Annotated in this window: 12 protein-coding genes; 5 read left to right on the plus strand and 7 right to left on the minus strand. The window is 52.3% G+C overall.

Annotated elements, in window-relative coordinates:
* Positions 1-56 precede the first annotated feature (56 nt).
* From ACE3MQ_RS09840 to ACE3MQ_RS09855, 4 genes are all read left to right on the plus strand, one after another.
* Positions 57-827, plus strand: a complete 771-nt coding sequence (locus tag ACE3MQ_RS09840) for an ABC transporter ATP-binding protein (RefSeq protein ID WP_379392429.1) — start codon at positions 57-59, stop codon at positions 825-827.
* Complete coding sequence (locus ACE3MQ_RS09845; protein ID WP_379392430.1) at positions 802-2,754, plus strand: FtsX-like permease family protein; 1,953 nt, start codon at positions 802-804, stop codon at positions 2,752-2,754. Before ACE3MQ_RS09840 ends, ACE3MQ_RS09845 begins: the two co-directional genes overlap by 26 nt.
* 19 nt (positions 2,755-2,773) lie before the next feature.
* Positions 2,774-3,385 carry a DedA family protein gene (locus ACE3MQ_RS09850; protein ID WP_379392431.1) on the plus strand — a complete coding sequence of 204 codons (612 nt, stop codon included), beginning with the start codon at positions 2,774-2,776 and terminating at the stop codon, positions 3,383-3,385.
* Positions 3,386-3,510: 125 nt separating this feature from the next.
* Complete coding sequence (locus ACE3MQ_RS09855) at positions 3,511-4,347, plus strand: undecaprenyl-diphosphate phosphatase (RefSeq protein WP_379392432.1); 837 nt, start codon at positions 3,511-3,513, stop codon at positions 4,345-4,347.
* Between the two features lie 886 nt (positions 4,348-5,233).
* Here the strand turns inward: ACE3MQ_RS09855 and mtnB are convergent.
* The 7 genes from mtnB to ACE3MQ_RS09890 all read right to left on the minus strand — a co-directional run bounded on the left by mtnB (position 5,234) and on the right by ACE3MQ_RS09890 (position 12,579).
* On the minus strand, positions 5,234-5,875 hold the full coding sequence (gene mtnB / locus ACE3MQ_RS09860; RefSeq protein WP_379392433.1) for a methylthioribulose 1-phosphate dehydratase: 642 nt from the start codon (positions 5,873-5,875) through the stop codon (positions 5,234-5,236).
* A gap of 4 nt (positions 5,876-5,879) precedes the next feature.
* Positions 5,880-6,551, minus strand: a complete 672-nt coding sequence (locus ACE3MQ_RS09865; RefSeq protein WP_379392434.1) for a 2-hydroxy-3-keto-5-methylthiopentenyl-1-phosphate phosphatase — start codon at positions 6,549-6,551, stop codon at positions 5,880-5,882.
* Entirely contained in the window at positions 6,548-7,768 is a 1,221-nt protein-coding gene (locus ACE3MQ_RS09870) for a 2,3-diketo-5-methylthiopentyl-1-phosphate enolase (RefSeq protein WP_379392435.1), read from the minus strand. The genes ACE3MQ_RS09865 and ACE3MQ_RS09870 overlap by 4 nt, the downstream gene beginning before the upstream one ends.
* Entirely contained in the window at positions 7,765-8,625 is an 861-nt protein-coding gene (gene proC / locus ACE3MQ_RS09875; RefSeq protein ID WP_379392436.1) for a pyrroline-5-carboxylate reductase, read from the minus strand. Before proC ends, ACE3MQ_RS09870 begins: the two co-directional genes overlap by 4 nt.
* A 12-nt stretch (positions 8,626-8,637) precedes the next feature.
* Complete coding sequence (locus ACE3MQ_RS09880; RefSeq protein ID WP_379392437.1) at positions 8,638-9,885, minus strand: glutamate-5-semialdehyde dehydrogenase; 1,248 nt, start codon at positions 9,883-9,885, stop codon at positions 8,638-8,640.
* 42 nt (positions 9,886-9,927) lie between these two features.
* Positions 9,928-11,034 (minus strand): glutamate 5-kinase, encoded by a 1,107-nt coding sequence (proB, locus tag ACE3MQ_RS09885; protein WP_379392438.1) that lies wholly within the window; start codon positions 11,032-11,034, stop codon positions 9,928-9,930.
* A 339-nt stretch (positions 11,035-11,373) separates the two neighbouring features.
* The gene (locus ACE3MQ_RS09890) at positions 11,374-12,579 is read right to left on the minus strand and encodes a pyridoxal phosphate-dependent aminotransferase (RefSeq protein WP_379392439.1); all 1,206 of its coding nucleotides are present in this window, start codon (positions 12,577-12,579) and stop codon (positions 11,374-11,376) included.
* A 180-nt stretch (positions 12,580-12,759) separates the two neighbouring features.
* Between ACE3MQ_RS09890 and ACE3MQ_RS09895 the strand changes: the two genes are divergently transcribed.
* Positions 12,760-13,569 (plus strand): carbon-nitrogen family hydrolase, encoded by an 810-nt coding sequence (locus ACE3MQ_RS09895; RefSeq protein ID WP_379392440.1) that lies wholly within the window; start codon positions 12,760-12,762, stop codon positions 13,567-13,569.
* Positions 13,570-13,626 lie beyond the last annotated feature (57 nt).

Here is a 13,626-nt window from a genome sequence, read left to right on the forward strand (position 1 = left end):
CTCGGAGCCTAAGAATCGTATACTGTTAGCATCCCAACCAGACAGGAGCCATGGACATGCCGGTGCTTGAAGTCAATGCATTATCCAAAATTTATGAAGGCAAAATATCCACCATCGCGCTCCAGGGCGTCTCCTTCCGGATGGAACGCGGGGAGTTCGTCGGCGTGATGGGGCCCTCCGGCAGCGGCAAGACGACATTGCTGAACGTAATTGCCACGATTGATGAACCGACCTCGGGAAGAGTTGCCATCGATGGGCGGGAGCTGCACCGGATGAGTGAGGAGGAGGCGGCATTGTTTCGCCGCCGGGAGCTGGGCTTTATTTTTCAGCATTTCAATCTGCTGGATACCCTTACGATTGAGGAGAACATTGTATTGCCTTTAACGCTGGATGGTACGCCAGTACGGGAAATGGAGAACAGATCCACGGCCATTGCTGGAAAGCTAGGGATTCGTGAGCTGATGAAAAAATATGCGTTCGAAGTATCCGGCGGAGAAATGCAGAAAACGGCCATTGCCCGTGCGATGATTCATCGTCCTTCTCTCATTCTTGCCGATGAGCCAACCGGGAACCTGGATTCCAAATCCTCCCGGGAAGTGATGGAGGCTTTCTCCTTTCTGAATCAGGAGGAGCAGGCAACGATTTTTATGGTTACGCATGATGCTGTAGCAGCCAGCTACTGTCATCGAGTTATTTTCATTAAGGACGGCAGGTTTTATAACGAGATTTATCGGGGCAGCAATCGGCAGGCTTTTTTCCAGAAAATCATCGATATGCTGTCGCTGCTCGGAGGGGATACGTATGACCTTTCGACAATTCGCCTTTAACCATGTACTGCGCAATAAACGAACTTATGCCGCTTATTATTTAAGCAGTTCGTTTTCTGTAATGATATTTTTTCTGTGTGCCCTGTTCCTTTTCCATCCCGATATTCAGGAGAACATAATTTATAATCAGGCGGTTGAAGCGCTGCAGGTTGCGGAAGGCACCGTTTATTTTTTTTCGTTTTTTTTCGTGATTTACTCGGTGGGCTCGTTTTTGCAATCACGTAAGCGGGAACTGGGGATTTTACGGCTCCATGGCATGACCAGAAAACAGCTCAATCGGATGCTGTTCCTGGAAAATATGGCGATTGGCGGCGCCTCCATGGTGACCGGGCTCGTTGCCGGATTCATTACCGCCAAGCTGTTCCTGATGGCCGGCGCAAATATGCTGGGCATTGATCACCTGAAGTTTCATGTATCCTGGCTTGCCGTGCTGTTGACGCTGGCGGCGTTTGCCGTGCTGTTTCTGCTTATCTCGGTATGCACATCGGTATTCATCGGTAAAAGCAAGCTGATTGAGCTGTTCCAGTCCGGCTCACGGCCGGCTGCTCTGCCGAAGAAATCGCTGGTCTTGTCTATATTGGCGATTTGCCTTATCATGCTGAGCTATTATTTGGCGGCAACCTCGACGGCCGTGACCGTTGTCGTCCGTATGGTGCCTGTGACCTTGATGACGGTGCTCGGCACGTACCTTTTGTATGCCTATTTCAGCGTGTATCTCTTGGAAGCCGTGAGAAGCCGGCGCAAGCTGTTTTGGCGGAGAACGAATATCGTGACGGTGTCGGCACTGGCTCATCGAATGAAAAAGAATGCGCAAATGCTGTTTCTCGTCACGATTATATCCACGGTAACGTTCTGTGCGATCGGCGTGTTTGCCTCCATCCATCGATTAACCTATGAGTTCAGGCAGGACTATGTTGCGGCGATCGGTTATGTATCCAAGGGGGATAATCCGCTGGAAAGTGCTCATTTGCGTGAGATTTCAGAGGAACTGGCTGCTCACGGATTATCTTATAAGCGAGTCAGTCTAGCGATTAACATAGTTGAGGTAATAGAAGAATCTGATCCAAAGGGAAAGATTCAACGCATGCCTTTGGTAGCTTACTCGGATTATGAGCGATTGATCGCTGCGGCGGGTATCCCTTTCGAGGAAGCCCCCTTGTCAGGTCAAGATGCGCTCCTTATGCTGGGTTCGCAGCGCGAGAGACCCCTGCTGAAGGAGCGGCGGTTCACATCGTACGCTGTACCGGGCACGAAGCTTGGTCTCGTAGAGAAGGGGATTACGAGTCATGTGCCGATCCCGGAATACTTAACTTTGGAGCTTGGCGGCAGCATGGAGGGGAAATTCAGCGGTCTTATCGTTAGCGATGAGTGGCTGGAGCAGATCCCGGCGGCTGTCCAGGAGGATCGGTATTTTGCGTTTTATTTGGCCGCTCCCGAGCAGGGTGAGGGCATCGGCAGCACGCTGTCCCAGAACGGAAAGGTGACCTATGAAGGGAAGGAATCTTACGCCATGACGGTAAGCGGTACGTTGTTTGCAGTGCAGACCAGCATCTACAGCACCATGCTGTTTATTGCACTGCTTGTCGGCACCGTGTTTTTTATCGCGGCGGGAAGCTTCCTATATTTCAGGCTGTATGCGGATTTGGAATATGACCGCCGGCAGTATGCCACCATGTGGAAGATTGGCGTGACGCGGAAGGAAATCAATACGATGGTCACCCGGCAAATCGGCCTGCTCTTCTTTGTGCCCATCGGCATGGCGATGCTTCACAGCCTATTCGCATTTGTAGCATTACAAAGCTATTTCAATTTCTCCATTGCGGTGGAGGCCGGCTTTATTCTTGCAAGTTTTTTTATTGTGCAGGTTGTATACTTTTATTTCATTCGCAGAAGGTATTTGCGGAACGTAAGAAAAGCTATTCTATGAAACGGCATGGAGGTATAATATGGAGAACTGGATTACGGAATTCATGGAGCAGTTCGGGTACATAGGCATTTTTCTGCTCATCGCGCTAGAGAATGTTTTCCCGCCTATTCCATCAGAGGTCATCCTGACGTTTGGCGGCTTTATGACAACATATTCAAGCCTGACTATTGTTGGCGTAATCATTGCTGCGACAATAGGTTCGGTGCTTGGGGCTGTGATTTTGTACGGGGCGGGCTATATCCTTAACGTCGATCGCCTGGAAGCGATCATCGACAAGTGGGGCAAATATCTTCGCCTTAAGAAGGAGGACATTCGCAAAGCGGATGCCTGGTTTGATAAATACGGCTACTGGACGGTTCTGTTCTGCCGCATGATTCCGCTGATCCGCAGCCTGATCTCGATTCCCGCCGGCATGGCGAAGATGAAATTCGGCCTGTTCCTGCTCTTTACTACCATCGGGACGCTGATATGGAATATTGTTCTGGTCTCCGTAGGCGCAGCGGTGGGCGGTTCCTGGGAAAAGATCGTTGAATTCATGGACGTTTATTCAAATATAGCCTATGCGCTTATCGGGGCAGGGATCATCATCTTCCTGATTTGGTTCATCCGCAGGTGGAAGAAGGCTTCTTGAAAATAGGGGAAAAACCATCTATTCTATTAAAAGAGTTTTTATGCTGGCTGGCCAATAGTAGGTGTGCCGAGCGCGCGCAGATTTAGCATCCTACCAGCACATCGAAGAAGAGGGGAAGTAAGAGCATGTTATTTTGGGATATTATCAAGGCTATTATTCTAGGCTTAGTCGAAGGGGTGACCGAATTTGCACCTGTCTCCTCGACAGGGCATATGATCATCGTGGACGACATGTGGCTCAAGACGGAGCAGATCTTGTCCTCGAAGTATGCCGCGAATACGTTCAAGGTCGTTATTCAGCTTGGCTCCATCCTGGCGGTGCTGGTCGTGTTTAAGGATCGAATCCTTAATTTGCTCGGTCTATCGCGTTTCAGCAAGCAGGTGGTTCGTGCGGATCAGCCGAGATTGAAGCTTGCACAAGTCATCGTCGGCCTGATTCCGGCCGGGATTTTGGGCGTGCTGTTCGAGGATTATATCGATGAATATTTGTTTTCGACGTCCACGGTGCTGATCGGCCTTGTCCTCGGGGCTATTCTCATGATCGCTGCCGATAAATTCGGGCCCAAGCAGCCGAAGATTCAATCGGTGGATCAAATGACCTATCGGCATGCATTAGTCGTTGGCTTGATTCAATGCTTGTCGATTTGGCCCGGGTTCTCTCGTTCAGGCTCCACGATTTCCGGAGGAGTGCTGGCTGGCATGAGCCACCGCGCAGCAGCGGATTTCACGTTCATCATGGCTGTGCCGATCATGTGCGGAGCCAGTGCGATTTCGCTTTACAAAAACTGGGAGTACATGACGCTGGACGCGCTGCCGTTCTTTATCGCCGGATTTATAAGCGCATTCGTATTTGCCCTGCTGTCAATCCGCTTCTTCTTAAAGCTGATCAACCGCATTAAGCTGATGCCATTTGCGATTTACCGAATCCTGTTGGCTATTGTCATTTGGATCGTCTTCTTTTAATACAAAACGAACTGGAGGGGGAGCTATGGAGCTGCCCCTTTTTTGAGCTCTGGGAAGATTTGCCGAGGCGCTAGCCTAGGAAGCCAGGAAGCCTGGAAAGCGTAACGCAAGCTGCCGAAAAGCTGCTGAAAAGCTGCTGAAAAGCTGCTGAAAAGCTGCTGAAAAGCTGCTGAAAAGCTGCTGCTTAGTCAGCCTGCTGTCACCGCCTAGCGCCGCAATCTGGAGATAGAAATCGGCATGAAGATGATTACATCGAACAAAGTGACGCTCAATTCTGTCAGCTGAAGCAGGTGAACGGTTAGCTGCACGGTCAAAGCAACTGTCCTCTCTTGAAGCCGAGATTGGAGCGGAAATGCAGGCGCGTTGCTGAGGGAATGATAGGAGAGCTTTATTAGGGTAAAGCATTATCCGCCGCAGCATGTATAATAGTATTTAACAGTAAGCTTTTTTCATCGAATCCATACGACTGGATATATAACTAACTGTATTTGTAGTATTTAAATGATCCAATCTATCACTAGCAATATGATTAGCTGGATTTCATGTAGTTAGAATGAGGATTAAAGGCTGATATAGGCGAAAAAGGTATATTTAGATGCATGAAATCCAGTTATTTCTTGAAATCTACCTCTTTGAATCAAAAGTAGATGTATGAAATCCAGTTACTGCTACGGTAGGGAGCGTGTTACTAAGAATAAGTTATAACAATGAGCGATATCGAATCGAATATAAAAAAATTCCGATACGATCGGCGTTTTATTAAATTTATTTTTTCATACAAAAGGATGACTTGTGAAAAAATATTCTGCTGAACAAAAATAAAAGGCTGTCTCAAGCGTAGCATTGCTACATACGAGACAGCCTTCTTCTGTAGGAATTTACAATATTACTTTAATGCCAGCCTTCGGTATTCCACCTCGAATATAAATTCAAATGCTTCCAGATGCCGTTTAGCTTCGAAGGCATTTTTGCCCCAGACGTAAATACCGTGATTGCGCAGCAATATGCCGGGGATTTCCGGCTTCAATGCGCCGGGGACGAGCTTGGCGATCGAAGGGATATCGGCATAGTTCGGCAGCACCGGAATTTCAATGGCCGCATTTTCCTCCCAGATGCCCAGCCCTTTGATCAGCTCGATGCCCTGCACGGGGACGCAGCCCTTATCGCCATACAGCTCGCTCAGCACGTTGTTGAATACGGTGTGTACGTGAAAGATCGCGCCGCAGCCCGTCATGCGATAGATTTTGGCGTGGATCAGCGTCTCGGCACTCGGCTTTAGCTTTGTCGTCTCGCAAGGCTCTCCGGCGGCATCCACGAACAGGAAATCTTCCGGCGTATGGATCGATTTATCCTTGCCGCTCGACGTTACCGCGAAATGGAACGTGTCGGGGGAGAATTCTCCAACGCGGATGGACAGGTTGCCGCTCGTACCGGGAAACCAGCCGCGTGCGGCGAATTGCTCCTTGACCGTTCGCAGCTCGTCCAGCGCGGATTGTTTCTCTTCTAGTGAAATTGCTGTGAAACTCATTTTTTTACATGTCTCCTTCACGTTGGATAAGATCACCCCGAATATCGTAGAATGTCTCGAATGTCGTATGATTGACTCCGAGCTCCTGACACTTCTCGGTCAAGCGGGCCCGGGAATAAACCCGATCCGCGAGCTTGGCGCCTTCAAAGTCTGTCAGACTGTCACCGATAAGAATGCGCTCGAAGCGGCTGGCCGGGAATTGCCTCATGACGGTCGTCTTGCACATGCCGCAGTCATTGCTGCAATGCTCGTCACAGGGAGTAGGCCACGTAATCGTAATCCCCCCGGTGCTGAAATCGGCACTGTTGCAATAAATATGCTCCCTCGGAATATCAAATGGAGCGAGCAGCGGCAGCACGAAGAAGTCAATTCCGCCGCTGGTCACGTAAAACGGGATGTCCCGATCACGCAGGTAGCTTAGAAAATCCGCGAATCCCTCTCGGATTCCGGCTTGCCCCAGTACAAACTCCGTTACCTCCTGCTTCATCGAAGAGGGGAGCAGGGAGAACATTTGCCCGACTCCCTCGCGGATGGATAGATCATGAGACAGGATCCGCTCCATAATCGGTTCATAGCCTTCAGGTTTAAAATGCTTCATAATCGCTACAATATTATCGCTTAACGTAATCGTCCCGTCGAAGTCGCAGAAAATGACGGGCTGCTTGCGGCTGTTCATTTGCGTCCTCCCCAAATTTCGATTGCGGCCTTCAATTCAGGCAGGCTGTCCGCCGCCTGCTCGAGCGGTACGCCATTTAAAGAGGCGTCGATCGCTTGCAGGAAGGCCCGGCCGCCGCTGCTTGCTCCATCCGGATGACCGTGAATTCCGCCTCCGGCATTTACAACGACATCGGTACCGAAATCGCTGAGGATTTGCGGGACGAGTCCGGGATGGATGCCGGCAGAAGGAACCGGGAAGCTGCTGCGAATCGCAAGCTCTGATGTGACCAGCTCCCGTTGAATGGCCAGGTTCTCTTCCCGCGGCATGACGACAGAACCGTAAGGAGATGGGAAGAGCACCAGGTCGGCTCCGGCGATGCGCATGAGCTTCCCGAGCAGCAGGGAAGCGGCGATGCCGTAATGCGGCGATGGATACAGCGCTCCGGCAAGTGACGGATGCGCCGCAATCGGCACGGAAATGGCCGGATCGCTGCTCAGCTCCTGCAGGACGTCGAATCCATAGGGCAGCACGCTGAACAGAAGGGCGGATGCCCCGGCATCGATAGCCCGCAGCGCCTGTTCTTTCAGCGATGATGTGCGTCCGGTCAGGTTGACCGCGTAGAGCAGCTCCTTACCTGTAATTTGCTTGGCTTCTTCCGCGGCTTCGCGGCAGACGCGAACGCGCTGCTCGATGGGCGTCAGCGGGTTCTCGAACAAAATCTCATCGTCCTTGATGAGATCGACGCCGCCTAAGGCCTGAGCCATGAACTGCTCGCGCAGTCCGTTCAGGTCGTAGCCGATGACGGATTTAAAAATGCTCATGAGCAGCGGGCGGTGAGGTACGCCGAGCAGCTCGCGAACCCCTTGAATTCCAAATTTCGGACCGGAATACGCGCTCATAAAAGCATCGGACAACTGCAGCTCGAGCAGCTTGATTCTGCCGTCCATGGAAATTTTACCGAAGACGGTTATCAGCAGGGCCGGAATGTCGGAGGTGAAGTTGATGTCCGGATAAGAAATAGACACGTCTGCGTAACGCTCGCCAGAGGTGCCGCTAGGTGAATCGTGCACTTGCACGCTTTCGACGCGGCCCAAGTGCGCTCGCATTTCATCCTGCTTGATCTGCGGGAGCTCCGTCCATGTGCCGACGGTCATGCCGACGGCGATGGACTCGGCCTTTTTGTAGAAATCTGCTTTATCATCGTAAATACGGTAGGTGGCCGTACAATAACTCATAACAATGCCTCCTTTACTGCTTCGCCCATCTCTTTGGAGCGCTCGGCGGCGCGGTGCACAGCGGCCTTGACGGTAGCGTTAAAGCTGCCTTCAGCCAGCGTTTCCAGCGCTGCTTGTGTGGAGCCGTTCGGAGATGTAATATCCGCGCGGAGCTTGGCGGGGGCCTCACCCGTCTCCTTCATCATGACAGCGGCTCCGAGTACGGTTTGCACGGTAAGCTCCCGCGCCTGTTCCGGGGTAAGGCCCCCTTCAATGCCAGCCTCTATCATCGCTTCCATCATGTAGTAGATGTATGCCGGACCGCTTCCGGATACTCCGGTCAAAATCTCCATCTGCTCCTCGGGAATGACCTGGGCCGTACCGACCGCTTCGAACATAGCAAGCACCTGCGCCGATTGCTCCTCCGTCACTTCAGCGGAGAAGGCGATGCCGGTCGCTCCAAGCCCGATTGAGCTTGAAGTGTTAGGCATCGTCCGGGCAATCGGCGCCTGGTATCCAAGCAGCGCTTGAATGGTGGCGATGGAGAGGCCCGCAATGACGGAGACGATGAGCTGATCCTTGCGGAGCAGCGAGCCGAGCGCCTTAAGCGCCTCGCCAGCATCCTTGGGCTTCATCGCTAGGACGATTACCGATGCGGAGGTGAGGCGATCCTTTTTTTCTACGTCGTCACGCCCTGTCTTGATGCCGTAGGTGCCCGCTAAATAATCAAGCCGCTCCCGATTGCTGCGGTTCAGCATGGAGATGGCCTCCGGCGGGGCTACCTTGCGGTGGATAAGACCGCGCACAATGGCTTCCGCCATGGAGCCTGCGCCATAAAAACAAATCGAAGGTTCATTATTCGTGTTGTTTGTCGTCATCGATTGGCCTCCTTAGCTCCGAATCTGTCCACTGCCCTGAATAATGTATTTGCTTGAGGTAAGCGCAGGCAGTCCCATTGGTCCCCGGGCATGCAGCTTCTGCGTGCTGATTCCGATTTCTGCCCCGAAGCCGAACTCGAATCCGTCCGTGAAGCGGGTAGAGGCGTTATGGTAAACGGCTGCCGCATCGACTTCCTGCTGGAACCGCTCCGCGTTTGCGCCATCCTCGGTCACGATGCATTCGGAATGCTTCGTACCAAAGCGATTAATGTGCAGGAGAGCCTCATCCAGGCTTTCAACGATTCTCACATTAAGAATATAATCGTTGTATTCAGTAGCGTAATCTTCTTCAGCTGCAGGCTGCGCCCAAGAGATCAGTCCGCGCGTTGCCTCGCAGCCCCGGAGCTCGACGTTAGATTCGCGCAGCTTGTCGGCGATATCCGCTAAATGAGACTGCGCGAAGCTTTTATGCACCAGCAGAGTCTCCATCGCATTGCATACCGAAGGACGTTGAACCTTGGCGTTGAGGGTAATGTCCGCCGCCATGGATGGATTCGCTGTCGCATCCAGGTACGTATGGCAGATGCCGGCGCCGGTCTCGATGACAGGCACGGTAGCGTTCTGAACCACGTTTTGGATCAATGAGCTGCCTCCGCGCGGAATAACGACATCCAGGAGGCCGTTCAGCTTGAGCATTTCGTCGACGGAAGACCGGTTTGGATCCTCGATCAGTTGAACCGCATCGCGTGGAACGGCGCTGCCTGCCAGCGAGTCATGAATAATTTCTACAATTTTGCGGTTGGAGGACAGAGCAGAGGAGCCGCCCCGCAGGACGACCGCGTTGCCGGTCTTCAGGCACAAGCCGATGGCATCGACCGTGACGTTTGGACGTGCTTCGTAAATGATGCCGATAACTCCAAGAGGAACGCGTTTCTTGACGATATGAAGGCCGTTAGGACGATCGATCGTCTCCAGCGTTTCCCCGATCGGATCCGGGAGTTCCACGATTTGGCGCAGGCCTTCCGCGATACCGGCAATACGCTCTTCCGTCAGTGCAAGCCGATCAAGCAAGGACACGGAGGTGCCGTTCTCCCGGCCGCGCTGCAAATCCTCCTTGTTCGCCTCGATAATGGCTTCGCTATGATCGATTAAAGCCTGGGCGCAATCCAGCAGTGCCTGATTCTTCTGTTCTGTGGTCAGACTGTTCAATACGTTTGCAGCTTTACCGGCAAGCTTTGCCTTTTGTCTTACTTCGCTCATTTGAATACCTCCTCAAAATGGTTAATATTTGAAGCTTGTGATTTATAACTTTAATGAAATCCATTCATCCCGGTGAATCACCTCAAGACGATGGATGCCTTCCAGCTTCTTGATGACTTCCGTGCTCGCTAATCCCATTATGTCTTGTAATTGCTCAGAATCATAGTTCACAATTCCACGCCCGAGCGTTTCTTTGTCCCGATTTACGACTTCAACGACATCTCCGGCATGAAAATATCCCTGGGCATGTCTCACACCGACGGGCAAGAGGCTGCGCCCCCCGTGAATAAGCGCTTCTTCTGCGCCCTCATCGACGGTTAGCGTACCTAGCGGCGTGGATAAAAATCCAAGCCATTGCTTTTTGCGCGGCAGGGTGGATGAGCGAGTCTCGAAATAAGTCCCCTGGCCCCGGCCCTCCAGAATCTCGCTTAACTGGCCAGGCAAATGGACTTTTCCGACGAAAACGGGCACGCCGCCCCGAGTGGCGATTTTGGCGGCATCAATTTTGGAGCGCATGCCGCCCGTTCCGACCGAGGAACCAGCTCCGCCGGCAATGGCGTAAATCTCATCCGTGATTTCGTCAACGAGCTCGATGCGTTTGGCAGCGGGGTTAATACGCGGATCCTCCGTGTACAATCCGTCCATGTCCGTCAAAATGATCAAGTGATCCGCTTTGATCAAATTCGCCACAAGCGCGGACAAGGTGTCATTATCGCCGAATTTCAGCTCGTCGACAGAGACGGTGTCATTCTCGTTGATGATCGGCAATACGTTGCGCTTGAGCAGTTCCTCTACGGCCATGCTGGCATTGCCCGTTCGTTTGCGGTTCTGGAAGTCCGAGCGGGTCAGCAGTATTTGGGCAGAGGCGACGCTGTGCAGAGACAGCGCTTCGCGATAGTTCTGCATGAGCAGCGCTTGCCCTACGGCGGCAGCGGCCTGCTTTTCATGGAGCAGCTTCGGACGCTCCGGGTAGCCGATTTCCCGGAATCCGGCAGCTACGGCTCCAGAGGTAACCAGCAGTACCTGGCAGCCGCGAGACTGAAGACTCGCTAATTCGGAAGCGAAGTAGGCGATAGCTTCCCGATTCAATCCTCCTTCCGGCGAAGTCAGCGAGCTGCTCCCTATTTTGACAACGATGCGGCGTAGCATGGAGATCACTCCTAGTAGTTATGATAAAAGAAAATAAAAAAACTTTCGCCTTTGCATGCAAAGGACGAAAGCTATACTTCCGCGGTACCACCTTTATTGATGAACATTCTCATCCGACTCAAAGCCCGGTAACAGGGGCACTGTCCGGCTTATAGGCCGGCCGCTCGGGGATAGGGTTCCGAAAGGGCGATTCGGTAAATTCTCACAGCCTAAGGAATTTACTCTCTGGACGACGCTGGTCTGACGTACTTGGTCCCGTCTTCACGTTTAGTCAAGTCATAATCGATTGGAATTACTGATAGAATACCATGCGCGCCAAGGCTTTGCAAAGCAAAAGAGTTAGAACAGCCCAAGCTTGCCGATCCGCTGTGCCGCTTCGCGCAAACGCTCCTCGCTGCTTAGCAGCCCGACTCTGACGTAGCCTTCCCCATGCTGGCCAAAGCCGATACCGGGTGCGACGGCGACCTTTGCTTCGGTCAACAGCTTTTGAGCGAATGCGGCAGAATCCCATCCATTCGGCACTGGCAGCCAGGCAAAAAAGGAGCCGCTTGGCTTCCGGGCAGCCCAGCCGATTTTGGCCAGCTCGTCGAATAAGGCGTTACGGCGGGATTCATATACGGCTACGCGTTCCGCGACGTTATCCTGGGGAGCCGTCAGGGCGACCTTGGCCGCTTCCTGGATACCGCCGAATAAGCTGACGTAAATATGATCCTGCAGCAAATTGATCAGGGAAATGATTTTTTCATTTCCAAGTGCAAAGGCGACGCGCCAGCCAGCCATGTTATAGGTCTTGGACAAAGTGTAGTATTCAACGCCTACTTCTTTGGCGCCTTCGGCCTGCAGGAAGCTGACGGGCTTCTTGCCGTCAAAGCCGATAGCTCCATAGGCGAAATCGCTCGCCACGACGATCTCGTTTTCGGCTGCAAATTTGACGGTGTCCTCATAGAAGGACAACGGCGCTGCCGCCGAGGTTGGGTTGTTCGGATAATTCAGGAACATCAGCTTCGCCCGCTTGCGATCTAGAGGCGATATTTTCGCATAATCCGGCAGGTAGGCATTCTCTTCGCGCAGCGGCATGAAAGACATTTCCGCTCCTGCAAGGGCTGCGCCTGACCAGTAGTCGGGATATCCCGGATCAGGCACGAGACAGAGATCGCCGGGATTAAGCAGGATCTGGACGATTTGCACGAGCCCGGTCTTTCCGCCGAACAAGATGGCAACCTCCTTCTCGGGATCAAGCGATACGCCATAGTCTTCAAGGTAACGCTGACATACAGCCTCTTTGAGGAAGCTGTAGCCCTGGAAAGGAGAATATTTATGGTATTGTGGATTGGCCACCGCTTGCTGTGCGGCTTTCACGATATGCTCAGGCGTAGGGCGATCCGGATTGCCCTGTCCTAGATTAATGACGTCATGGCCTTGCGAAATTTCCCGATTCACGCTTTGGACAAGCGAAGCGAAAAATTGCTTCGGCAGCTTATCCATCACGTCAGCAGCTTGAATTGGAAAAAAGGAACTTTCCTGCGATTGATTTTGTCGGCTCATATTCAACACTCCGGTCTATAAAATAACAATATTCATAATTTATCATGATTTATCCAATATGTATAGAATGGATTAAAGCCCGTCATGTTGGACATCACACCAAAAACGGTACTTGCATGGTTAAGGTCAGCCGCTTATGATGGTACTCAAGCAACTTTAACGGATGAAAGGAGAGTCGGCATGTCTCATCAACAAACGTCATGGAATATCGCCCTGATTCAATGTGACATTCAAATGGGAGATCCTGCAGCTAATCGGCAAGCGGTTGAGCGCTGGATGAAGCAGGCGGTTGACGCTGCCGTCAAGCCGGATCTGATCGTATTGCCAGAGATGTGGAATACCGGTTACGCGCTGGAGCAAATTCAGGAGCTGGCGGACGTAGAGGGGCGAGAGAGCGGGGAATGGATCTCCGAGTTTGCTCTGCACAACGGCGTTCACATCGTTGCCGGCTCGATAGCGGAGAAGCGCGGAGAAGAGGTCTACAACACGATGCGTATTTTTGAAAGCTCCGGTAAGGAGATCGCGTCGTATTCCAAAATGCATCTGTTTCGGCTCATGCAGGAGGAGAAGCATTTGTCGTCCGGTCAGTCTGTCGTTACCTTCGATTTGGAGGGACAAACCTCGGGGGCGTCCATTTGCTATGATATCCGCTTTCCAGAGCTCACCCGCACACTCGCGCTGCAGGGCGCCAAGGTGCTGTTCGTTCCCGCCGCCTGGCCCCACCCGCGTCTCCATCATTGGCGCACATTGCTTATGGCCAGGGCAATTGAGAATCAAATGTACGTCGTTGCCTGCAACCGCACCGGACAGAGCGGGAAGGATAATTTCTTCGGCCATTCGATGATCATTGATCCTTGGGGAGAGGTGCTCGCTGAGGGCGGGGAGGAAGAAGGCATCATTACGGCTCAAATCGATTTGTCATTAGTGGATGATGTGCGCTCGAGAATTCCCGTGTTCGAGGATCGGCGTTCAAGTCTGTATCGTTTATAATCCATAAATATTAAGTCAGAAAAAAGGCTGTCTCTTCGGCGTAGTCTAGCCTTAAGG

The organism is Paenibacillus lentus, assembly GCF_042714055.1.
GTDB lineage: Bacteria > Bacillota > Bacilli > Paenibacillales > Paenibacillaceae > Fontibacillus > Fontibacillus lentus_A.